This is a genomic window from Kitasatospora sp. NBC_01539, from assembly GCF_045040525.1.
Lineage (GTDB): Bacteria > Actinomycetota > Actinomycetes > Streptomycetales > Streptomycetaceae > Kitasatospora.
The window spans coordinates 892,970-916,001 of the sequence record NZ_CP109390.1; the positions used below are offsets into that span (position 1 = coordinate 892,970).

Annotated in this window: 20 protein-coding genes; 5 read left to right on the top strand and 15 right to left on the bottom strand. The window is 75.0% G+C overall.

Annotated features, from left to right (window positions below; translation table 11 throughout):
• Positions 1–275: 275 nt before the first annotated feature.
• A complete protein-coding gene (locus tag OG335_RS03840) occupies positions 276–3,656 on the top strand; it encodes a CARDB domain-containing protein (RefSeq protein ID WP_405009548.1) in 3,381 nt (1,126 codons plus the stop codon).
• Between the two features lie 198 nt (positions 3,657–3,854).
• Here the strand turns inward: OG335_RS03840 and OG335_RS03845 are convergent, their stop codons facing one another.
• The 6 genes from OG335_RS03845 to OG335_RS03870 all read right to left on the bottom strand — a co-directional run bounded on the left by OG335_RS03845 (position 3,855) and on the right by OG335_RS03870 (position 10,631).
• Entirely contained in the window at positions 3,855–5,084 is a 1,230-nt protein-coding gene (locus tag OG335_RS03845; RefSeq protein ID WP_405009549.1) for a sensor histidine kinase, read from the bottom strand.
• Positions 5,081–5,809, bottom strand: a complete 729-nt coding sequence (cseB, locus tag OG335_RS03850) for a two-component system response regulator CseB (protein ID WP_405009550.1) — start codon at positions 5,807–5,809, stop codon at positions 5,081–5,083. The genes OG335_RS03845 and cseB overlap by 4 nt, the downstream gene beginning before the upstream one ends.
• Positions 5,806–6,651 carry a hypothetical protein gene (locus tag OG335_RS03855; RefSeq protein WP_405009551.1) on the bottom strand — a complete coding sequence of 282 codons (846 nt, stop codon included), beginning with the start codon at positions 6,649–6,651 and terminating at the stop codon, positions 5,806–5,808. Before OG335_RS03855 ends, cseB begins: the two co-directional genes overlap by 4 nt.
• 185 nt (positions 6,652–6,836) lie before the next feature.
• Positions 6,837–7,475, bottom strand: coding sequence for a class F sortase (locus OG335_RS03860; RefSeq protein ID WP_405009552.1), 639 nt, complete (start codon positions 7,473–7,475; stop codon positions 6,837–6,839).
• A 31-nt stretch (positions 7,476–7,506) separates the two neighbouring features.
• On the bottom strand, positions 7,507–7,899 hold the full coding sequence (locus OG335_RS03865) for a hypothetical protein (protein ID WP_405009553.1): 393 nt from the start codon (positions 7,897–7,899) through the stop codon (positions 7,507–7,509).
• A gap of 143 nt (positions 7,900–8,042) precedes the next feature.
• On the bottom strand, positions 8,043–10,631 hold the full coding sequence (locus tag OG335_RS03870) for a bifunctional FO biosynthesis protein CofGH (RefSeq protein WP_405009554.1): 2,589 nt from the start codon (positions 10,629–10,631) through the stop codon (positions 8,043–8,045).
• A gap of 483 nt (positions 10,632–11,114) precedes the next feature.
• Here OG335_RS03870 and OG335_RS03875 point away from each other — a divergent pair, with 483 nt between their 5' ends.
• From OG335_RS03875 to OG335_RS03885, 3 genes are all read left to right on the top strand, one after another.
• Positions 11,115–12,533: an amidohydrolase family protein gene (locus OG335_RS03875; protein WP_405015302.1), complete on the top strand. Its 1,419-nt coding sequence runs from the start codon at positions 11,115–11,117 to the stop codon at positions 12,531–12,533.
• Positions 12,534–12,643: 110 nt separating this feature from the next.
• Complete coding sequence (locus OG335_RS03880) at positions 12,644–13,204, top strand: cysteine hydrolase family protein (protein WP_405009555.1); 561 nt, start codon at positions 12,644–12,646, stop codon at positions 13,202–13,204.
• Between the two features lie 415 nt (positions 13,205–13,619).
• Positions 13,620–15,290, top strand: a complete 1,671-nt coding sequence (locus OG335_RS03885; protein ID WP_405009556.1) for a SpoIIE family protein phosphatase — start codon at positions 13,620–13,622, stop codon at positions 15,288–15,290.
• Positions 15,291–15,401: 111 nt separating this feature from the next.
• Here OG335_RS03885 and OG335_RS03890 read toward each other — a convergent pair whose 3' ends face one another.
• The 9 genes from OG335_RS03890 to mgrA form a co-directional block, all read right to left on the bottom strand.
• Entirely contained in the window at positions 15,402–16,178 is a 777-nt protein-coding gene (locus OG335_RS03890) for an amino acid ABC transporter ATP-binding protein (RefSeq protein WP_405009557.1), read from the bottom strand.
• Positions 16,175–17,071, bottom strand: a complete 897-nt coding sequence (locus tag OG335_RS03895; protein WP_405009558.1) for an amino acid ABC transporter permease — start codon at positions 17,069–17,071, stop codon at positions 16,175–16,177. Before OG335_RS03895 ends, OG335_RS03890 begins: the two co-directional genes overlap by 4 nt.
• A complete protein-coding gene (locus OG335_RS03900) occupies positions 17,068–17,991 on the bottom strand; it encodes an ABC transporter substrate-binding protein (RefSeq protein WP_405009559.1) in 924 nt (307 codons plus the stop codon). The genes OG335_RS03895 and OG335_RS03900 overlap by 4 nt, the downstream gene beginning before the upstream one ends.
• Positions 17,992–18,384: 393 nt before the next feature.
• Positions 18,385–18,678, bottom strand: coding sequence for a fasciclin domain-containing protein (locus tag OG335_RS03905; RefSeq protein ID WP_405009560.1), 294 nt, complete (start codon positions 18,676–18,678; stop codon positions 18,385–18,387).
• A gap of 88 nt (positions 18,679–18,766) precedes the next feature.
• Positions 18,767–19,303 carry an ATP-binding protein gene (locus OG335_RS03910; protein WP_405009561.1) on the bottom strand — a complete coding sequence of 179 codons (537 nt, stop codon included), beginning with the start codon at positions 19,301–19,303 and terminating at the stop codon, positions 18,767–18,769.
• 135 nt (positions 19,304–19,438) lie between these two features.
• Positions 19,439–19,813, bottom strand: coding sequence for a hypothetical protein (locus OG335_RS03915; RefSeq protein ID WP_405009562.1), 375 nt, complete (start codon positions 19,811–19,813; stop codon positions 19,439–19,441).
• Positions 19,814–20,023: 210 nt separating this feature from the next.
• Positions 20,024–20,572 carry a hypothetical protein gene (locus OG335_RS03920; protein ID WP_405009563.1) on the bottom strand — a complete coding sequence of 183 codons (549 nt, stop codon included), beginning with the start codon at positions 20,570–20,572 and terminating at the stop codon, positions 20,024–20,026.
• 67 nt (positions 20,573–20,639) lie between these two features.
• Positions 20,640–20,882 carry a chaplin gene (locus OG335_RS03925; protein ID WP_405009564.1) on the bottom strand — a complete coding sequence of 81 codons (243 nt, stop codon included), beginning with the start codon at positions 20,880–20,882 and terminating at the stop codon, positions 20,640–20,642.
• A gap of 221 nt (positions 20,883–21,103) precedes the next feature.
• Positions 21,104–22,144 (bottom strand): L-glyceraldehyde 3-phosphate reductase, encoded by a 1,041-nt coding sequence (gene mgrA, locus OG335_RS03930; RefSeq protein ID WP_405009565.1) that lies wholly within the window; start codon positions 22,142–22,144, stop codon positions 21,104–21,106.
• 197 nt (positions 22,145–22,341) lie between these two features.
• Here mgrA and OG335_RS03935 point away from each other — a divergent pair, with 197 nt between their 5' ends.
• On the top strand, positions 22,342–23,025 hold the full coding sequence (locus tag OG335_RS03935) for an NADPH-dependent F420 reductase (protein ID WP_405009566.1): 684 nt from the start codon (positions 22,342–22,344) through the stop codon (positions 23,023–23,025).
• The last annotated feature ends 7 nt before the right edge of the window (positions 23,026–23,032 follow it).

The following is a 23,032-nucleotide window of genomic DNA, read 5'->3' on the forward strand; positions in this document are numbered from 1 at the left end:
AAGTACCTGTCAGGTCAGGACCGTTGACAAAGTCGTCACCCCGTAGAAACATTCCAGCTCGGCAGTGCAAAAGATCGACCAAGTCATGCAAAAGACTTTCACATGGACTGCCGATCCTCGCCACATCCGTGTCAGGCGGCCGGCGAGACCCGCCACCGTCCTCGGCGCAACCGGTACGCGCCCCGACTGCCCCGCTCCCCCGTCGCCCCGTGCGCCGTCGGGCTGCGGGCGCCGAACCGCGTCCGGATGCCCCCGATCACGAACAAGAGGATCTGATGAGTTGGAAACACCAGGGCTGGCGGCTGATCGCCGGCACGGTGGTCGCCGGACTGCTCGCGGTGGGACTGGTACCCGCGAACGCCGCCGCGGCGCAGGGACCCAACCTCGCTCTCGGTAAGCCCGTCACCGCCAGCGGGGCCAACGGCGGCTACCCGGCCGGCAACGTCACCGACGGCAGCCAGGCGTCCTACTGGGAGAGCCCCACGGGCGCGTTCCCGCAGTGGCTGCAGGTCGACCTCGGCAGCAGCGTCGCCGTCAACGAGGTGGCCCTGAAGCTGCCGTCCTCGTGGGGAGCCCGCAACGAGACGCTCAGCGTGCTCGGCAGCACCGACGGCAGCACCTTCGGCACCCTCGCCGGGTCGGCCGCCCGCACGTTCGACCCGGCCGCCACCAACACCGTCAGCCTGCCGTTCACCGCCTCCACCGTCCGGTACGTCCGGATCCAGGTGACCGGCAACACCGGCTGGAACGCCGCCCAGCTCTCCGAGGTGGAGATCTACGGCACGGGCGGCGGCGGGGGCCCGGTCGACCCGCCGGTCAACGGCTCGAACCTGGCGCGCAACAAGCCGATCGAGGCCTCGTCGACCACGCAGACCTACACCGCGGCCAACGCCGTCGACGACAGCGTCAGCACGTACTGGGAGTCCGCAGGGTTCCCGTCGACGCTCACCGTGAAGCTCGGCTCCAACGCCGACGTCGAGGGCGTGGTCGTCAAGCTCAACCCCGACCCCGCCTGGGGTGCCAGGACGCAGGCGATCCAGGTCGAGGGCCGGGAGCAGTCCGCGACCGCCTTCACCTCGCTGCGCGCACGGGCCGACTACGTGTTCAGCCCGGGCGGCCAGAACACCGTGACGATCCCGGCGACCGGCCGCTACGCCGACGTCCGGCTCACGTTCTTCTCCAACACCGGTGCGCCCGGCGCGCAGGTCGCCGAGCTCCAGGTGATCGGGTCCGCGGCCCCCAACCCGGATCTCACCGTCACCGACCTCGTGTGGTCGCCCACCGCCCCGACCGAGGCGGACGACGTCACCGTCAACGCGACGGTGCGCAACGCCGGCACCGCCGCCTCCCCGGCGACGACCGTCAACGTCAGCCTCGAAGGCGTCGTCGCCGGCTCGGCCTCCGTGGGCGCCCTGGCCGCCGGCGCCTCGACGACCGTCGCGGTCGCCGTCGGCAAGCGCCCGATGGGCAGCTACACCGTCTCCGCGGTCGTCGACCCCACCGACACCGTCACCGAGCAGGACAACTCCAACAACAGCCGGACGGGCTCCGCGAAGCTCGCCGTCTCCCAGAGTCCCGGCCCCGACCTGACGGTCACCGGCATCGCCACCAACCCGGCCTCCCCGGCCGTGGGGGCGTCCGTCGGCTTCACCGTGGCCGTGCAGAACCGCGGCACCACCGGTGTCGCCGCCGGTTCGGTCACCCGCCTGGTCGTGGGCACCACCACGCTGAACGGCACCACGGGCGCCATCGCCGCCGGTGCGACCGCCCAGGTGCCGATCACCGGCACCTGGACCGCCGCCAGCGGTGGCGCCACGCTCACCGCCACCGCGGACGCGACCGGCGTCGTCGCCGAGACCAACGAGAACAACAACGTGTTCGCCCGCTCGGTCGTCGTCGGCCGCGGTGCCGCGCTGCCGTACACCGAGTACGAGGCGGAGGACGCCCAGTACAACGGTGTCCTGCTGCAGTCGGACCAGAAGCGCACGTTCGGCCACACCAACTTCGCGACCGAGTCGTCCGGCCGCCGGTCGGTGCAGCTCAACTCCTCCGGCCAGTACGTGGAGTTCACCTCCACCAACGCCGCCAACTCGATCGTCGTGCGCAACTCGATCCCGGACGCCGCGAACGGCGGCGGCCAGTCGGCGACGATCAGCCTCTACGTCAACGGCACCTTCAACCGGAAGCTGACGCTGTCCTCCAAGCACAGCTGGCTGTACGGCAGCACCGACAGCCCCGAGGGCCTCACCAACACGCCGGGCGGCGACGCCCGTCGGCTGTTCGACGAGTCCAACGCCCTGCTGCCGCAGTCGTACCCGGCGGGCACGAAGTTCCGCCTCCAGCGGGACGCCGGTGACAGCGCCGCCTTCTACATCATCGACCTCGTCGACCTGGAGCAGGTCGCCCCGGCGCTCTCCCAGCCGGCCGGCTGCACCTCGATCACCGCGTACGGCGCCGTGCCCAACGACGGCCTCGACGACACGGACGCCATCCAGCGGGCCGTGACGGCCGACCAGAAGGGCGAGATCGGCTGCGTGTGGATCCCCGCCGGCCAGTGGCGGCAGGAGCAGAAGATCCTGACCGACGACCCGCTGAACCGCGGCCAGTTCAACCAGGTCGGCATCCGCGACGTGACGATCCGCGGCGCGGGCATGTGGCACACCCAGCTCTACACGCTGACCGCGCCGCAGGACGCGGGCGGCATCAACCACCCGCACGAGGGCAACTTCGGCTTCGACATCGACGACAACACCCAGATCTCCGACATCGCGATCTTCGGCTCGGGCACGATCCGCGGCGGTGACGGCAACGCCGAGGGCGGTGTCGGCCTCAACGGCCGGTTCGGCAAGAACACGAAGATCAGCAACGTCTGGATCGAGCACGCCAACGTCGCCGTCTGGGTCGGCCGCGACTACGACAACATCCCCGCGCTCTGGGGCCCGGCCGACGGCCTCGAGTTCACCGGCATGCGCATCCGCGACACCTACGCCGACGGCATCAACTTCGCCAACAGCACGCGCAACTCGACCGTCTTCAACTCCTCCTTCCGCACCACCGGCGACGACTCGCTCGCCGTCTGGTCCAACAAGGCCGTGAAGGACCAGTCGGTCGACATCGGTCACGACAACCACTTCCGCAACAACACGATCCAGCTGCCGTGGCGCGCCAACGGCATCGCGGTGTACGGCGGTTACGGCAACACCATCGAGAACAACATCGTCTCCGACACGATGAACTACCCGGGCATCATGCTGGCGACCGACCACGACCCGCTGCCCTTCTCCGGGCAGACGCTCATCGCCAACAACGCCCTGTACCGCACGGGCGGCGCCTTCTGGGGCGAGCAGCAGGAGTTCGGGGCCATCACCCTGTTCGCCTCCTCGCAGGACATCACCGGCGTCACCATCCGCGACACCGACATCTACGACTCCACCTACGACGGCATCCAGTTCAAGACCGGCGGCGGCTCCATGCCGAACGTCCAGGTCAGCAACGTCCGCATCGACCGGTCCCTCAACGGATCGGGCATCCTCGCCCACGGCGGCGCCCGCGGCTCCGCCACGCTGACCAACGTCACCATCACCAACTCGGCCCAGGGCAACGTGCTGATCGAGCCCGGATCCCAGTTCGTGATCACCGGGACGCCGAACCCCTAGCACCGGCACCGGCACCGGCACCGGCACCACCGTCCCGGCCGCCACGGCCGCCGGGACACCCCGCAGTCCGGCACCGGACGGACCGGGCCCCCGCGACCGTGGTACTCCCACCCACGGCCGCGGGGGCCCGCGGCGTTCCCGGCGGACGGCGGTCCGGTCAGCGCGGCAGTCCGGCCCCCGGTCGGCGCGGTACCCCGGTCAGCGCGGCATGCGGTCCGACCGCGGCTCCGGCAGCCGGAGTTCGGCGACCGCCCCGCCGTCGGGATGGTTGCGCAGCACCAGGTCGATGCCGAGGGACTCCGCGTGGCCCTGGGCGATGGTCAGGCCCAGCCCGTGCCCGCGGCCGCGTTCCCGCGCACCGGTACGGAAGCGCTGCGGGCCGTCCTGCAGGATCCCCTCCGGGTACCCCGGCCCGTGGTCGCGGACGGTGACGACCGGCCCGTCCACCCGCACCGCGACCGGCGGCAGGCCGTGCCGGTGGGCGTTGGCCACGAGGTTGGCCAGCACCCGGTCGAGGCGGCGCGGGTCGGTGGTCACCACCGCGTCCACCGTGACGTCGACCGCGACCGGCCGCGCGGCGGCCGCCGCCGTCCGGGCCACCAGCGGGGCCAGCGGAAGGTCGGCGAGGTCGGGCGGGTCCGCGCGCGCGTCCAGGCGGGAGACCTCCAGCAGGTCCTCGGTGAGGTCGCGCAGCGCGCGGACCCGGTCGCGCACCAGCTCGGTGGGACGGCCGTCCGGCAGGAGTTCGGAGGCGGTGAGGAGACCGGTCAGCGGGGTGCGCAGCTCATGGGCGACGTCCGCGGTGAAGCGCTGCTCGCCCTCCAGTCTGCGCCGTAGCGCGGCGGCCATGGAGTCGACGGCGGCGGCCAGTTCGGCGACCTCGTCGCGGGGGCGGCCGAGCGGGCCGATCCGGGCGTCGAGGTCGCCGCCCGCGATGGTGCGGGCGGTGCGGGCCGCGGTGCGCAGCCGTGCGCTGATCCGGTCGGCGGCGAGGACGCCGGCGAGCACGGTGACGGCGACGGACAGCGCGGCGGCGATCTGCACGGCGCGGTCGAGTTCGGCGACGGCCCGCTCGTCCCCGGCGAAGTCGATCCGGACGGAGACGGTGTGGCCGTCCGCGCGGGCCGCGGCCCACAGGGCGGTGCCGTCCGGGCCGGGGCCGAGGGTGGATCCCTGTCGGCCGCGCTCCGCGAGGGCGCGCAGGTCGGCGGGGACGGCCGGGTCGTCCAGCGCCGCGTGCCAGCCTCCGACGAGTTCGCCGGTGCGGTCGTAGCCGGTGAGGGCCGCGTCGAGGGCGGCCTCGGCGGAGGTGCGGGCCTGGTCGGTGTGCTGGCGCACGGAGGCCCGGTGGACCAGGAGGGCGACGGTGAGGGCGACGAGGCACGACACGAGGGCGATGACGGCCGCGATCTGGCGGCGGAGCGTCACGGGACGCGCCGCAGGCGGTAGCCGAATCCCCGGACGGTCTCGATCCGGCCGGTGCCGATCTTGGCGCGGAGGCGCTGCACGTGGACGTCCACGACGCGGCTGTCCGCGTCCCAGGCGTAGTCCCACACGCGGGAGAGCAGGGTCTGACGCTCCATCAGGACGCCGGGTGCGGCGGTGAACTCCAGCAGGAGCCGGAGCTCCGTCGGGGTGAGCGGCACCGGCAGGCCGGCCACCCGGACCTCCATGGCGTCGGTGTCGACCTCCAGGTCGTCGATCACCCGCACCGCGGACCGGTGGGGCTGCCCGGCGGCGGACGCGGTGTCCGGGGCGGGCCCGGCGGCGGGCCCGGTGCGGCGCAGGACGGTGCGGATCCTGGCCACCAGCACGGCGATCTCGAACGGCTTGACCACGTAGTCGTCCGCGCCGGCCTCCAGCCCGGAGACGACGTCGACGGGTTCGGTGCGCGCCGACATCATGAGGACCGGCAGCGGGCTCTCCTCCCGGACGCGGCGGCACAGGCCGACCCCGTCGAGGAGGGGGAGCATGACGTCGATCAGCATCAGGTCGGGCTGCCGGGTGCGGAAGGCCTCCAGGCCCTCCAGTCCGTCGGCGGCGGTGTCGACGGGGAAGCCGTAGCGTTCGAGGGCCATCTGGGTGGCTTCGCGGATCACCTCGTCGTCCTCGACGAGCAGGATGCGCGGCATCGGCGGGGGCGCGGCGGTCATCGGCGCCCCGTCGCGGTCGGCACGACGAGGACGGAGGACTCCGCGCGGCCGGGCGGCTCCGTCGCGCCGGGGCCGGCGGCGGGCCGGGCGCTGGGTGCGGCGGTCTTCCCGGCCGGGGCGGCCGGCCGCGGCTCCGGAACGGCGGTGGGGCAGGCGGGTGCGCCGTCGTCGGGGCCGGTGGAGGTGATCCGGCGGTCGGCGAACGCCATCCGGACCGCGTTCCAGCGGTAGGTGCTGCTGGTCCGGGCGAGCGGCCCGGTCGGCTCGTGGACGACGAGGTCGCGGCCGACGGTGTCGGCGGTGAAGCCGGCGAGGGCCGTGACCGACAGCACGGGCACGATGCCGCCGCCGCGTTCGGTGTAGACGTGGAGGACGGCCTGGCCCTCGCCGGAGTCGCGGTCGGGCATGACCACGGCGGTGATGAGTTCGGGGCGGCCGTCGCCGCTGAGGTCGCGGTACTGGGCGGGCTGGACCGTGCAGCCGGTGCAACTGCCGCTCAGCGCACGGTGTTCGAGGTCGGTGAGCCCGGGGTCGTGCGCGAGGACGGCGGGCGCGCCGAGCGCGCCGAGGCCCCCGGCCGGGGCGGTGAGGGAGGGCAGCGGCTCCGGCGGCGGCCGGTCCGCCGTGGGCTGCGGGGTGGCCTGGGCGGACGTGGCGGCGGCCGGCCACAGCGCCAGCGGGCTCGGGTGCGCGGCGATCGGCCGGGCGGGGCCGGCGTCGTGCAGCGGGCCGGGGGTGCCGCAGCCGGTGAGCAGCACGGCGGTGGCGAGGGCGGCGGCGACGGCCGCGGCGGTGCGGGCCGTGTACCGCGCGAGGGCGGTGGGGCGGGTCCGTGTCCTCACGCGGAGCGGGGCCTTTCGGTCGGCCGCACCGGAGGGGCGGCAGGGGTGGCGGGTCGGCAGGGCGGCGGGGTCGGCGGTCTGGCGGGGTCGGCGGTCTGGCGGGTCGGCAGGGTGGTGGGTCAGCGGCTTGGCGGGGTCGGCTGTCAGTCTGCACCACGGGCGGCGGGCGCTCGCCCGCCGCCCGCTCACACCGTCCCGGCCAGGTCCGCCAGCACGACGATGTTGTCGCTGTAGTGCCCGTCGCCGCCCAGCGTGCCCCCGCAGGTGATCAGCCTGAGCTGCGGGTCGGGGGTGTCCCCGTACACCAGCTCGGTGGGGAACGCCGTCTTCCTGAACTGCCCGCTCGACCGCACCCGGTAGGAGACGGTGCGGCCGTCCCGGCGGACGACGTCGATGCGGTCGCCGGGGTGCAGCTCCGGGATGCGGTGGAACACCGCGGGGCCCTTGCGGGTGTCGTAGTGGCCGAGCAGGACGGCCGGGCCGCGGCTGCCCGGCGCGGCACCGTCGCGGTACCAGCCGACCAGGGCGGGCCGGTCCAGCGGTGGCACCTCGACGGTGCCGTCGGTGTTCAGGCCGACGGAGCCGACTTCCGCGTCCACGCCGATCCGGGGGATCAGCAGGCGCACCGGCGGCGAGGCCGGGAGTCCGGGCCGGGGGGTGGCGGCCGGGTCCGGCGGGGCCGCGGCGCGGGCCGGGTCCGCGCCGTTGCCGGTGCCGTTGTCGGTGCCGGTGATCCGGACCGGGGTGCGGTCCGGGGCCTCGCCGAGCGCGACCGTCCCGAGGCCGAGGACGAGGGCCAGCGCGCCGACCGACGCGGCCGGCACCCACGAGGGGCGCCGGCCGCGCCGGTTCCGGCTAGCCGCGGGCGCCGGCACGGCGGCGGACGACGGCGGTGCCGACGCCGGCCACCCCGGCCAGGGCCACCGCCCCGCCGAGCAGCACGGCCGTCGGCGACCCGCCGCGCTCCGCCTCGCCGGTCTGGGCGCCGCCGCGGGGCACGGGCCGCGCAGGCGCGGCGCCGGGCGCCGTGACGGACGGGACGGGGCTGGCCGGGATCTTCGTGGCGGGCGGGGCGCTGGTCGGGGCGGTGGGCGCGGCACTGGCCGCGGGGGTGCGGGTCACGGGGGCCGGGGAGGCCGACGGGCCGTCGGCCATCGCCGCCCCGCCGGACAGCACGACGGCTCCGGCCACTCCGGCGACGACCAGTGCGTACCGTGCGGAACGGCGCACGGACGAGGTGCGTGACATGGGACTTCCTCCGAACTGCTCACCACCCCCGTTCCGGTGAACGGGGGCTGGTGGCACCACGCTAGGAAGCCCTCCTCACGGTCCACCGCCGTCCGTGTAACGGCCGCCGCGCGGTCCTGTAACAGACCTGCGGCCGCAGGCGTTCAGTCCAGGACGGGGAGCAGTTCCGGCAGGTGGCCGTCCGACGCCAGGGCGGCGGCGCGGCGTTCGGCCGGCACCTCGCCGTAGGTCGTGGTGCGCTGCCGGGCCGGCCGCCCGGCGGCCTCCGCGATCGCCTCCAGGTCGCGGACGGACTTGTAACTTCCGTACGAGGAGCCGGCCATGCGGGAGATGGTCTCCTCCATCAGGGTGCCGCCGAGGTCGTTGGCGCCCGAGCGGAGCATGTCCGCGGCGCCGTCGGCGCCGAGCTTGACCCACGAGGTCTGGATGTTGGGGATGTGCGGGTGCAGCAGCAGCCTCGCCATCGCGACCACCGCCCGGTTGTCGCGGGCCGTGGGCCCGGGCCGGGCGACGCCCGCGAGGTAGACCGGGGCGTTGGTGTGCACGAAGGGCAGGGTCACGAACTCCGTGAAGCCGCCGGTCCGCTGCTGGATCTCCGCGAGCAGCCGCAGGTGTCCGAGCCAGTGGCGGGGGGTGTCGACGTGGCCGTACATCATGGTCGAGGAGGAGCGGATGCCCAGCTCGTGCGCGGTGGTCACGACGTCGACCCAGGCGGAGGCGGGGAGTTTGCCCTTGGTGAGCACCCAGCGGACGTCGTCGTCGAGGATCTCCGCGGCCGTGCCGGGGATGCTGTCGAGGCCGGACTCCTTGGCCCGCTGCAGCCAGTCGCGGATCGACAGGCCGGTGCGGGTGGCGCCGTTGACGACCTCCATCGGCGAGAAGGCGTGCACGTGGATCCCGGGGACCCGTTCCTTCACCGCCCGCGCGATGTCGAAGTAGGCGGTGCCGGGGAGGTCGGGGTGGATGCCGCCCTGCATGCAGACCTCGGTCGCGCCCACCTCCCAGGCCTGCGCGGCGCGTTCGGCGACCTGCTCCAGCGAGAGCGTGTAGGCGTCGGCGTCGGTGCGGCGCTGCGCGAACGCGCAGAACCGGCAGCCGGTGTAGCAGACGTTGGTGAAGTTGATGTTCCGGGTGACGCAGTAGGTCACGGTGTCGCCGACGGTGTCGCGGCGCACCGCGTCGGCGATCGCGCACAGCGCGTCGAGCGCCGGGCCCTCCGCGCCGAACAGCGCGAGTGCCTGATCGTCCGTCAGTTTCTCCGGGGCGTCCGCCGCGACGGCGAGCGCGGCCCGCACGCCCGTCGGCAGCCGTTCCGGCACCGCGTTCCCCACGCGCTCGCGGAGCACCTCCCAGTCGCCGTACACCTCCTCGAAGTCGGCCCGGCGGTCGCCGGTGCGGCCGTCGGTGTCGATGGTGCGGAAGAGCTCGGTGCGGCCCGAACCGGTCTGCGGCTCCTCGGGCTCCTGCCACGGCAGCCCGACCGGCAGCACCCCCTCGCGGGCCAGCCCGGTCTCCGGGTCGGCGAGCGCCGCGACGTGCGGCAGCAGCCGGGGGTCGAGCCACGGTTCGCCGCGGCGCACGTACTCCGGGTAGATGGTGAGGCGTTCGCGCAGCGTGAAGCCTGCGGCGGCCGTCCGGGCGGCCAGGTCGTCGATGTGCGGCCAGGGGCGTTCCGGGTTGACGTGGTCCGGCGTCAGGGGCGAGACCCCACCCCAGTCGTCGATGCCCGCGCCGATCATCAGCGCGTACTCGCCGTCCACGAGGTTGGGCGGCGCCTGGAGCCGTACCGACGGGCCGAGCACGAGCCGGGCGACCGCGATGGCCGCCGCGAGCTCCTCCAGTTCGGCGTCGGGCATGCCGCGCATCGCGGTGTCGGGCTTGGCACGGAAGTTCTGCACGATGACCTCCTGCACGCCCCTGAACTCCCGTGCCACCCGCCGGATCTCGAACAGCGCGTCGGCCCGCTCCCCGAAGGACTCGCCGATGCCGATCAGCACACCGGTGGTGAACGGCACCGACGAACGGCCCGCGTCCTCCAGCACCCGCAGCCGGACGGCGGGTTCCTTGTCGGGCGAGCCGTGGTGCGGCCCGGACGGGTCGGACCAGAGCCGCTCCGCGGTGGTCTCCAGCATCATCCCCATCGACGGCGCGACGGGCTTCAGCCGCTGCAGGTCCGTCCACGACAGCACGCCCGGGTTGAGGTGCGGCAGCAGGCCGGTCTCCTCCAACACCCGCACGGCCATGGCCCGTACGTACGAGAGGGTGTCGTCGTAGCCGTGCGCGTCCAGCCACTCGCGGGCCTCCGGCCAGCGGTCCTCGGGCCGGTCGCCGAGCGTGAACAACGCCTCCTTGCAGCCCTGCGCCGCACCGGCGCGGGCGATGTCCAGCACCTCGTCCGGCGACAGGAACATGCCCTCCCCGGCCCGCCGCAGCTTGCCCGGCACGGTGACGAACGTGCAGTAGTGGCAGCGGTCCCGGCACAGACGTGTCAGCGGGATGAACACCTTGCGGGAGTACGTGACCACACCCGGCCGTCCGGCCTCGGCCAGTCCCGCGTCCCGTACCCGCGCCGCCGAGCCGCACAGGTCGCTCAGATCGTCACCGCGCGCCTGCAGCAGCACCGCCGCCTCGGCGCGGTCGAGCGCGACCCCGTCACGGGCCCGGCGCAACGCGCGACGCATGGAAGAGGTGGTGGGGACGGGCGCGTTCGCGAATGGTTCGACGGCATTCATGTCCAGACGATATCCGCCGCCGTCCGCGGCCCGGCGCGCGGCGTGCGTCACGTCCGCGGTAGTCCTACGAGCGTGTTTCGGGGGTGCTGCGGGCGTACTGCGGCAGATGGCGGGCGTGTTGCGGCAGCGGGGGCGGACCGGGCCGGTGCGGCGGCCGCGCCGGGCACGGGGACGAACGCGGGGACGAACGCGGGGTGCGGGTCACGGGGGCGGACACGGACGCGGGGACGAACGCGGGGTGCGGGTCACGGGGGCGGACACGGACGCGGGTACGGACGCGGGGTGCGGGTCACGGGGGCCGGTGAGGTCCTGCCCTAGCATCCTGGACATGGCAGGAGCATGGAGGGGACGTCGCACCGGTCCGGTGCCCGGCCGGGCGTGCACCGGTGCGTACGGCGGCACCACCGCCGGGGCCCGGCAGCCGACCGGGACGCGGCGGCCCGCGCGGCCCGGGCGGGCCGGGATGCCGACGCCGTGAGCGGGATGCTGATCCGCGGGGCGGAGGTCGACGGCCTGCCCGTGGACGTGCGGATCCGGCACGGGCTGGTCACCGCGATCGCACCGGCGCTGCCGCGGGAGGGGACCGAGGCGGTCGTCGCCGCCGGGGGCGGCGCGCTGCTGCCGGGCCTGACCGACCATCACCTGCACCTGTTCGCGACCGCGGCCGAGTCGGGTGCGGTGCTGTGCGCGCCGTCCGCCGTACCCGACGCGGCCGCGCTGTCCGCGGCTCTGCACCGGGCGGCGCCCGACGCGCACGGCTGGGTGCGGGGCGTGCGCTACGACGTGTCGGTGGCGGGCGACCTCGACGCGGCCGGGCTGGACCGGCTGCGCGGCGACGTTCCGGTGCGGGTCCGGCACCGCAGCGGCGCCCTGTGGGTGCTGAACGGCCCGGCCGTGGCGGCCGTCGGCCTCGACACGGCGGACCGCCCCGGGGTCGAGCGCGACGCGGCGGGCCGCCCGACCGGCCGGCTGCGGCAGGCCGACGCCTGGCTGGCCGACCGGCTGCCCGCCGCCGGGCCGCTCCTGCCGGCGGCCCTGGGACGGCAGCTCGCCGACCACGGCATCACCGCCGTCACCGACGCCGGTCCGGCGCTCGACCCCGCGGCGGTGGACGCCGTCGCCGCGGCGACGGCCCGGGGCGACCTGCCGCAGCGGGTGCTGCTGCTCGGCGCCCCGCTCGGGGTGCCGCTGCCGGACCCGGGCCCGGTGGCGGGCCCGTGGCGCATCGGGCTCCCCGGCGGCGGACTGCCGGGGCACGCCGCGCTGACCGCGCGGATCGCGGCGGCGCACCGGGTGGGACGGCCGGTGGCGGCGCACTGCGCGACCGGGGAGGCCGTGCTGTCGTTCCTCGCGGCGGTCGAGGAGGCCGGGGTGCTGCCCGGCGACCGGATCGACCACCCCCTGCTGGTGCCCGCGGCGGCGGTGCCGGAGATCGGCAGGCTCGGCCTCCGGGTCGTCGGCCGGCCCGGGCTGATCGCCGACCTCGGTGACGACTACCTGCGGTCGGTCCCCCCGGCCCGGCTGCCGGACGTGCACCGCGGCGCCTCGCTCGTCGCGGCGGGGGTGTCGCTCGGTCTCTCCAGCGACGCCCCGTACGGTCCGCTCGACCCGTGGGCGGTGATGCGGGCGGCGGTGCTGCGGCGCACCCGCTCGGGCGGGACGGTCGCGGCCGGGGAGCGCCTGGCGGTCGGACGGGCCCTGGCGGGCTACCTCTCCCCCGCCGCGTTCCCGGGCGGGCCGGTGCGGCGGGTGCGGGTGGGGGTCGCCGCCGACCTCGTCCTGCTGGGCGCGCCGCTCGGCGAGGTGCTGCGGCGGCTGGACACGGCGCTCGTACGCCTGACCCTGATCGGGGGACGGCCGGTCGGCGGCTCCCTGCTCACCCGGGAGGCGGCACCCGGCTGACGCCACCCGGCCGGCGGATCCCGGGTCCGGCCCGGTTGTCGGCCCGGTTGTCGGCGCCCCGGTCTATCGTGCGGGGGGACACGGAGATCCACCACGGGCAGGGGAAGACCATGACCACACTCGGCAACAGGCCGCGCACCGCCCTGCTCGTCGTCGACGTGCAGAACGGCGTGGTCGAGGGCGCCCACGCGCGCGACGCGGTCGTCGCGAACGTCGGCAGCCTGGTCGCCCGGGCCCGGCGTGAACACGTGCCGGTCGTGTGGGTGCAGCACTCCGACGAGGGGCTCGTGCGGGGCAGCGAGGAGTGGCGGATCGTGCCCGAACTCGTGCCGGGCGACACCGAACCCCTCGTCGAGAAGAACTACGGCGACTCCTTCGAGGCCACCTCGCTGGAGCAGGTGCTCGCGGACCTGGAGGTCGGGCGGCTCGTCGTCGTCGGCGCGCAGACCGACGTGTGCATCCGCTCGACGCTGCACGGCGCACTCGTCCGGGGGTACGACGCGACGCTCGTCCGCGACGCGCACACCACCGAGGACCAGACGGCCTGGGGCGCACCGCCGCCGGAGCAGGTCGTCGCGCACACGAACCTGTACTGGTCCTACCAGACGGCCCCGGGACGGACGGCCGGGACGGTCGCCACCGCGGACGTCGACTTCGCAGGGCCGTCCTGAACCCGGCGCCGGCGGCCGGGCGCCTCCCCGCCCGCCCGTGCCCCGGCACGGACGTGCCGCGCACCCCGGCGCCGCCCTCGCCCTCGCCCTGCATCGGTTTCGGGGCCGCCCCGCTGGACGGCCTGCCCACCCGGTCACCGGGCGGCACCGGTCCTGGCACCAGCACCAGCACCGGGACGACCGGACGGAACGACGGCCCACGACCCGCACGCCTGCCCCGCGGACGGCTGATCGGGCGCGTGGTGTTCCTCCTCGCAACCACCCGATACGGAACACAGCGGTAGATTCTGGACATCGACCCGTTCTCCCGGGAGGTCCGAATGGCTGGTGGGTGCACACGCACGACCGGGCCCGGCCTCGCCGTGGCGGCCACGCGCGGGGCCGCGGCCACGCGCCGCGCCGGGAGCCGGCCGCGTTGAGCCGGGACACGGCTCCCCCGGGCGGCGCCGCCGCCCGGGTCGAGCAGGCCGAGGCCCTGGCGGCCAACGGCATCGGCTGCTTCGAGTGGGAGCCCGCCAGCGGCCGCTTCACCCTCGACGACAACGGCCTGGCCGTCTTCGACCTGCTGCCGGAGGAGTACAACGGCCAGGCGGACGACCTCGGCCAGCGCATCCCGGAGGACGAGTCGGCGCGCCTGACCGCGCTGGTCGCGGACATCGTGGCCGGCCGCGCCGACTCCTACAGCACGTACTTCCGCATCAGGCTGCGCGGCGGCGGCACCCGCTGGACCCACACCCAGGGGCAGGTCGTGCGGCACCCCGCGTACGGGGCGGTCCGGGTGGTCGGAGTGCTCCGGGACGCCACCCAGGAGCTCTCCCACTCGGCGCTGCGGCTGCTCGCGGAGAGCGACCGGCGCCGCCAGGAGGACGCCATGCGCGAGGTCGCGCACGCGCTCGCGGAGGCGATGAGCGTCGCCGACGTCGTCGACGTCCTCACCGGCGACCAGAGCATGCGCCGCCTCGGCACGCAGGGCGTCTCGCTCGGCGTCGTCGAGCAGGGCCGCATCCGCCTGGTCGCGGCGGTCGGCACCACCAACGCCCAGGTCAAGGAGCTCCAGCGGGCCCGCCTCGCCGAGCCGTGGCCCCTGAACGACGCCGTGCGGTCCGGCGAGCCGCTGTTCTTCACCTCCCTGGAGACGTTCATCGACCGCTACCCGCGGCTGGCCCGGTACGTCGCGGGCACCCGCGCGACCGCCGCCGCGTTCCTGCCGCTGATCGCGCAGGGCCGGGCGATCGGCGCCATGTCGATGGTCTACGAGGGCAAGCGCTCGTTCTCCGCTGAGGACCGCACCCTGCTGACCGCCTGGTCGAGCGCCATCGCGCAGTCCCTGCAGCGGGCCATGCTGCTGGACAGGTCCCGGGAGATCGCCACGGGGCTGCAGAACGTGATGCTGCCGCGCCGCATCCCGGACGTCCCCGGCGGACGGATCGCCGTGCGCTACCGCACCGCCCGCGAGGGCATCTGGATCGGCGGGGACTGGTACGACGCCGTCCTGCTCGCCGACCGCAGCGTGGGCCTGGCCATCGGCGACGTCCAGGGCCACGACACCGAGGCCGCCGCCATCATGGGCCAGCTGCGCATCGCGATGACGGCGTACGCCCGCGAGGGCCATCCCTGCGAGAGCGTGCTCGCGAAGGCCTCCGCCTTCCTCGCCGAGATGGACGCCGAACGCTTCGCGACCTGCCTGTACGTGCACGTCGCGCCCGCCACCGGTACGGTCCGGGCCGCGAACGCGGGCCATCTGCCGCCGCTGGTCCGGCACGCCGACGGCACGGTCACCTGGTGGGAGGTCGCCGGGGGCCCGCCGCTCGGCCTGCCCGTCGAGTGGGGCGCCGCGGTCTACCCGCACAGCCGCTTCCGCCTCCGGCCCGGCGACACACTCGTCCTCTACAGCGACGGTCTCGTGGAACGCCCCGGCGAGGACCTCGACCAGGGACTCGCCCGGCTCGCGGCGGTCCTCTCGGCCGGCCCCGCCGACCTGGACGCCCTGGCCGACCACCTCCGTGACAGCCTCACCGAACGGATCGACGCCGAGGACGACGCGGCCCTGCTGATGCTCCAGCTCGACGGTTCCCCGGACGCCTGAGCGGCTCCCGGCGCCCCTTCCCCGGCCCGCCGGGCACGGCCGCGCCCGGAGCCGCCGGGGGCCGTCCGGAGGGCCGCGGGGCCCGTCCGAACGGCGGCGGGCCCGTCCGGGTCACGATCCCGGCACGAACCGTCCGGCCTCGGTGATCCGCCGCAGGAACCGGCGGGTGCGGTCGTGCCGGGGGTCGCCGAAGACCTGCTCGGGGGTGCCCCGTTCGACGATCGCACCGGCGTCGAGGAAGCACACCTGGTCGGCGACCTCGCGGGCGAAGCCCATCTCGTGGGTCGAGACCACCATGGTCAGGCCCTGCTCCTTGAGGTCGCGGACGACCGCGAGCACCTCGCCGACGAGTTCCGGGTCGAGGGCCGCGGTGATCTCGTCGAGCAGCAGCAGCCTCGGCCCGGTGGCCAGCGCGCGGACGATCGCGACCCGCTGCTGCTGGCCGCCGGACAGCCGGTCGGGGTACTCACGGGCCTTGTCCGCGAGCCCGAGCCGGCCGAGCAGGTCCAGCGCACGCGTCTCCGCCTCGGCCCGGGCGACCCGGTGCACCCGGCGGGGGGCAAGGGTGACGTTCTCCAGGACCGTCATGTGGGGGAAGAGGTTGTACTGCTGGAACACCACGCCGATGCGCCGCCGGACGGCGTCCTGGTCGGCCGCCGGGTCGGTGATCTCCTCGCCGTCCAGCAGGACGGCGCCGTCGTCGATCTCCTCCAGCAGGTTGACGCAGCGCATCAGCGTCGACTTGCCGGAGCCGGAGGCGCCGATGAGCACGGTCACGGAGTGCGCGGGCACGGCCAGGTCGACGCTCCGCAGCACGACGTGGTCGCCGAAGGCCTTGCGGACCTCCTGCAGGGCCAGCACGGGCACGGTCGGATCCACCGCCGTCACACCGCACCTCCTTGGTGGCGCCGCCCGTCGGCGCGGGCCGTCACCCAGTCCGTGAAGCGCGTGAGCGGCACGGTCAGCAGGATGAAGACGAGCGCCGAGACGAGGTAGGGCGTGTAGTTGAAGGTCTGGGCCGTGATGATCTTCGCCGCGAAGACGGCGTCGATGACGCCGCCGATCGACACCAGGCCGGTGTCCTTCTGCAGCGAGACCAGGTTGTTGAGCAGCGGTGGCACGACCCGCCGCACCGCCTGCGGCAGGACGACGTACCGCATGGCCTGGGCGTTGGTCAGGCCCAGGGACCGGGCGGCGGCCCGCTGGCTCGGGTGGACGGACTGGATGCCGGCCCGGAACACCTCGGACACGTACGCCGAGTACGTCAGGACGAGCGCGGCACCGCCGAGCAGCAGCGGGTCGGTGGTGACGCCGGTCAGCCGCAGCGCGGGCACACCGGTGATCATGACGAGCAGGCAGATGATCATCGGCAGGCCGAGGAAGAAGTCCACGTACGCCGTCACCAGGAGCCGCACCGGCAGGAACACCGGCCCCCGCAGGGTGCGCAGCAGGGCCAGCACCAGGCCGAGCACCAGGATCAGCACGCCGCAGACGGCCATCAGCTCCAGGTTGACCCGCAGGCCGCGGAGCACCTCCGGCAGGGCCTGCCGCGCGTAGGAGGCGTCGAAGAACGTCTCCCGGGTGCGCTGCCAGCCGGGCGAGCCGACGACGACGAGGTACAGCACGACCGCCGTCACCGCCGTGCTGACGGCGGCGATCAGCGCCGAGCGGCGGGCCTGCCGCCGGCGGTACGCCTCACGGGCGAGCCGCCGGGCGGACGGCCGGTACGGGGCCTCCGCACCGGCCGCCGGCGGCACGCCCCCGGCCGTGGCGGCGCTCACCCGAGGACCGGCGCGGAGACCGCGTCGGACAGCCACTGCTTCTCCAGGCGGGCCAGGGTGCCGTCGGCGCGCAACGCGTCCACCGCGGCGGTGACGCAGCCGGTCAGCGCACTGCCCTTGTCCAGCACGAGGCCGAACTGCTCGGTGCCGCCGCCGGCGTTCGGCAACTGGCCGACCACCCGGGCGTCGGTGACCTCCGCGCCGGTGACGTAGAAGGCGGTCGGCAGGTCGAGCACCAGCGCGTCGATCTGACCGTTCTTCAGCGCGGTCTTGGCGAGGTCGTTGCTGTCGAAGACGGCCGGCTGCGTGGTGGGGGCGATCTGGCCGGTGACGGCGGTCAGGCTGGTGGAGCCCACCTGCGCGCCCAGCTTGACGCCCTTGAGGTCGGCGAGGCTCTTCGCCGAGGCGGCCTTGGTGCCCTTGAGCGCGACGACGGCCTGGCGGACGTCGTAGTAGCCGGAGGAGAAGTCGACCGACTTCTTGCGGTCGTCGTTGATCGACACCTGGTTGATGTCGAAGTCGAAGTCCTTGGCACCGGGGGCGAACGCCTTGTCGAACGGGCTGACCGTCCAGGTGACCTTGTCCTGCGGGTAGCCGAGCCGGTCGGCGACCGCGTACGCGACGGCGGACTCGAAGCCCTTGCCGTTCGCCGGGGCGTCGTCGGCGAACCAGGGTGCGTAGGCGGGCTTGTCGGTGCCGACCGTCAGGGTGCCGGCCTTGTGGGTGGCCAGCGCGCCCTTCGCGCAGGTGGCGGCCGACCCCTGACCGGCCCCGCTCGCGGCGGCCGGGCCGGAGGTGGCCGCGTCCTGCGGCGCGCAGGCGGCGAGCACCGAGGCGGCGAGCAGGAGAGCGGCCAGCGACGCGGGGCCGGTCGGGCGGCTCGTGGGGCCGGTCGGGCGGCTCGCGAAAGCGGAAGTCATGTCGGGACTCCAGAGGGAGGGGAGGGAGGGCCGCGCGCACCGGTCCGCAGGTCGGGACACTGGTGGGCGCGGTGAGGGCGGCGCGCGGGGCCGGCCCGGCGGCCGGATGCCGCCGCCGGGGGCGGGGCGGGGCGGGGGCAGCGCGTCCGCGGTGCCCCCGATGCAGCGTCAGAAGCCCGGACAGCGGCCGGTGCGACGACAGGAGGGCACCCGGATCGGTTCGGCGCGGCGGATCGCCGCCCGCTGAAGGGCCGGGAGCATGGCGGGAGGTTCGCACCCCGAGCGCACGCCTGTCCAGAAGCGTCCGGATTCTGTCCACATTCCGGACAGCCTGTCGCAGCCGCCGCAGCGTTCCCCCCGCCGTCGGGCCGGGCGCCCTCGGACCCTCGGACCTCACCGGGGCGGCATCGGCACGGTGTCGACGATCTGCACGTTCGCATCGGCGGTCTGCACGTTGCCGCAGAGCACCGTGGCGGTGCCGTTGACGATGAGGCCCTCATCGGAGCCGGTCACCGTGCCCCTGCCGCCCTCCAGGCCGGCGTGGTCCCCGGGCAGGGCGGCGGGGGCGAGTCGCTCCGGCACCACGCGGCACGTCAGCACCTCGGTGGGCTCGGCCGCGTCGGCGAGCAGGGCGTCCGGGTCGACCTTCGGGATCTTCGCGAAGGCCGCGTCGGTCGGCGCGAACACGGTGACGTCCCCCGCCGAGTTCAGGGTGTCGGGCCGGGATGTCGTCGGCGCTCCAGCGGCCGGCCACGGACGGGTCCGGGGACCACCGTCACCAGCGGCGGGTGCGGCCGGGGAGCGGCGGGGCCGCGGGCCGGGCGGGGGCCGCGGGTACGAGGTGGGCGGTCACGGTCTTGCCGGTGCCGGTGTCGAGGGTGATGGTCACCGTGTCGCAGAGGGCGGCGACCAGCGTCAGGCCCCGGCCGTCCGTGGCGGTGCGGGCGTCGGCGTGGCGGCGCACCGGCAGCTCGCGGCCGCCGTCGCTGACGGACACGTCGAGGCCGTGGGGGCCGCCGGCCAGCCGGAGGCTGCCCGGACCGTGGGTGTGGCGGATCGAGTTGGTGACGAGTTCGCTGATGACGAGCAGGGCGTCGTCGCGCAGCGGGCGGGGCAGGTGGGCCCGGGTGAGGTAGGCGCGGGCATGGTCCCGCAGACCGCGCACGCACTGGGGCCGGTCGGTGAAGTGCTCGCTCCAGCCGGTGGTCTCGGGGTCGGCCGTCGGCCGCGCCGGTGCAGGTGCAGGTGCCGGTGCCGCAGCGAGGGCGGGGGCGGGCGAGCGGGCTGGTGGTCGGGGCTGTGCGGTGGTCATGGCCGGACGCCTCCGTGACGTCGGGGCGGGGTCATCCGCCCCGGTGCGGCGCCGGACGGGTCGGGCGCCCGTCCGGCGGGGGAGGGCCCGGCGCCTCGGGGCGCCGGGCCGTCGTGCTTCCGTCGGTGACGGTGGTCAGCGGCAGTACCAGCCGGCCGCGACCCACGTCTTCTCCCAGTGCGCCGGGATCCACTTGTGCTCCCACCCGGCCTTGTGCCACACCTTGTGCCAGTACCCGTGGTGGAAGTGGTGGTGGGAGTCCCACCAGCCCGGGTGCCACTGGTTCTGCCAGTAGCCCGCGTGCCAGACCTTCTGCCAGTGGCCGGCCACGTGCTGGTTCTCCCAGTGGGCCGGGTACCAGCGGCACTCCTTGTCGTGCGAGACCGCGGACACGGTCGGCGCCGACGCCGTGGTCGTCGCCGAGGCCGACGCCGCGGACGTCGCCACTGCGGCACCGCCTCCGAGCATCACGCAGGTCGCCGCGACCGCCAACGACCGCTTCGTTCGCATGGCATGCATCGTCCTGCCCATCCTTCCTGACCGTCCGTCACCCGACCCGGTGGGTCCGGCGCGGAGTGCGCCGGTCGTCACGCTGTGGGCCGAGGTGCGTTCCATGACCTTGATTCGCACGCGGGCCCGGCGCGGACGGGGCGATCGGCGGGAAAGTACGGTCAATTCTTCAACCGTCGGACGTCCTACGGTCACCGCTCACGATCCTGCTCACGGGCGCAGTTCCAGGACCGGCCGCGCGGCTTCGGCCGCGCCTGCGGCGCGAGCGGGACCGGCGGTACCGCTCCGCGCGCCGGGGCCCCGGCCTGCGGCGACCAGGGCCGTGGCGGTCGCACGGTAGAGGTCGGCGGCCCGGCGCCGGTCCGGGGCGGCGGCGAACCGGCGGGCCGCCGCGCGGCGCAGCCCGTCGAGGATCGCGCCGATGCTGCTGCCGTCCTGCGGGATGTCCACCAGGTGCTCGCCGAGCGCCGTCATGGCGAACACCGAGGGGCTCGCGAACCGGCGGTCGCGCCGGCAGGCCGTGGTGATGACGAACCAGTCGTCCCAGCCGCACACGAGACCGCATTCGCCCAGCGCCGCGGCGGCCGCGGTCAGCGCGTGGTGCCGGCGGGTCCGGGCGTCCGCCCGGCGGGCGGCGGGACCGTGGCGGGGCCGCCGTACCCGCCGGGCCGTCAGGCCGCGTCCGTGCCAGGCGCGGAACCATCGCCGGACACCCGGCGGCAGGAGGCTGCCGCGGCCCTGCGGTACGGCGAGGCTCACAGCGTCTCCTTCTCCTGCCGGTGGGGCCCGCGGGGCGGCTCGCGGGCCCCACCGGGCCGTCCGGTCGTCAGCCGAGGTTGGCGCAGGCGTTGCCGAAGGCCGGGCTGAGCAGGCCGACGACGCCGACGGTGTTGCCGCAGGCGTTCACGGGCACGTGGACGGGCACCTGGACCAGGTTGCCCGACAGCACGCCGGGCGAGCCCGCGGCGAGCCCGGAGGCTCCCGCGCTCGCCGACGCGGCGCCCGCGGCGAGCAGGACGGCACCGGCGGCGAACCCGGCGACGGCACACGAGGTACGGACGAAGGCCATGGTGGAACTCCCTTGTGCGAGACGGATCGGACGGATCGTCAGCCGTTCCGCTGACACGGGTGGTTCGCGGCCTGCCGGTCCGCGGTTCGGTGCCCGCCCCCGGATCCACCCGATCGGCCCAGGCGGGGAGCCCGCCGGCCGGGGGTGGAGCCGTGAGCGCGGCCCCCGCGGCCCCCGCGGCCCGCGCGCCGCGGGGGTCGGTGCGGGCCGCCGCGGCCGGGTCAGCTCTCGGTGGACCTCGCCCAGAGGTTGAGGCCGGCGTCGGTGGCGTAGCGGTCGATCTCCGTGAGTTCCTCCGTGGTGAGCGGTTCGGCGCGGACCGCCGCGACGTTGTTCTCCAGCTGGCCCACCGACGAGGCGCCGATCAGGGCGGACGTCATCCGCGGGTCGCGCAGCAGCCAGGTCAGGGCGAGCTGGGCGAGGGACTGGCCGCGGCCGGACGCGATCCCGTTCAGCCCGCGGAGTTTGCCCAGGGTCTCCTCCGTGATGCTCGACGGGTCGAGCGAGGTGCCGCGGGAGGCGCGTGATCCGGCCGGGACGCCGTCCAGGTAGCGGTCCGTCAGGATGCCCTGCGCCAGCGGGGCGAAGCCGATGCAGCCGGCCCCCTCGGCCGCCAGCACGTCGAGCAGCCCGTCGTCCTCGATCCAGCGGTTGAGCATCGAGTACGACGGCTGGTGGATGAGCAGCGGCACCCCGAGGCCGCGGAGGACCTCCGCCGCCCGGCGCGTCCGGTCGGCGCTGTACGAGGAGATGCCCGCGTAGAGGGCCTTGCCCTGCTGCACCGCCGCGGCGAGGGCGCCCATCGTCTCCTCGACGGGGGTGTCGGGGTCGAAGCGGTGGGAGTAGAAGATGTCCACGTACTCCAGGCCCATCCGCCGGAGCGACTGGTCGAGGCTGGCGGTGAGGTACTTGCGCGAGCCCCACTCGCCGTACGGGCCGGGCCACATGTCGTAGCCGGCCTTGGTCGAGATGACGAGCTCGTCGCGGTACGGGCGGAAGTCCGCCGCGAGGTGGCGGCCGAAGTTGGCCTCGGCTGCGCCGTACGGCGGGCCGTAGTTGTTGGCGAGGTCGAAGTGGGTCACGCCGAGGTCGAAGGCGCGGCGCAGGATGGCGCGCTGCGACGCGAAGCTGCGGTCGTCACCGAAGTTGTGCCACAGACCGAGCGAGATCTCCGGGAGGCGGAGTCCGCTCCGGCCGGTGCGGCGGTAGCGCATGGAGCCGTCGTAGCGGCTCTCGGCGGCCCGGTACGGCGAGCTGGTCATCTGGTGACCTCCTGGGAGGGTCCGCGGCCGGGTGCGCCCGGACGCGTGGGATCTGCGGCGCGGGGGCCATGCCACCGGGGCGGACCCACCGTGCCGTGCGCCCCCTCGACCGGGCGGGTGCCCCCGAGGCAGTCATCCGAAGGGGTGAGGCGGCGCCGAACGGGAATACCTTCCTACCGTCCGGCACTGTGGCGGGTATGGCTACTCTCGGATTGATCGGAAGCGGCAACATCGGCGGCACCCTGGCCCGGCTCGCCGTCGCGGCCGGGCTCGACGTCGTCCTCAGCAACTCACGCGGTCCGGAGACCCTCGCCGGCCTGGTCGCGGAGCTCGGCCCGCGGGCCCGCGCCGCGACACCGGCCGAGGCGGCCGCCGCCGGTGACTGGGTGGTGGTGACGGTGCCGCTGAAGAACTACCTCCAGGTGCCGGTCGAACCGCTGGCCGGCCGCACCGTGCTCGACACCAACAACTACTACCCGCAGCGTGACGGCCGGATCGCACGGCTCGACGCGGGCGAGACCACCAGCAGCGGGCTCCTGCAGGAGCACCTGGTCGGCGCGCACGTGGTCAAGGCGTTCAACAACATCTACTTCGGGCACCTGGCCTCGCTCGCACGGCCGGCCGGCGCGCCGGACCGTACCGCGCTGCCCGTCGCCGGCGACGACGCCGGGGCCAAGGCGCGCGCGGCTGCGCTGCTGGACGCCCTCGGCTTCGACACCGTCGACGCGGGGCCGCTCCCGGAGGGCCGGCGTTTCCAGCCCGGCACACCGGCCTACGGCCTGCCGTACCTGAAGGACCCGGCCGGTGACCTGTCCACCGACCCGGGCAGCCCCGCAGCCGCTTCGACCGTCCGGGAGGCGCTCGCGGCGGCCACCGCCTGACACCGCC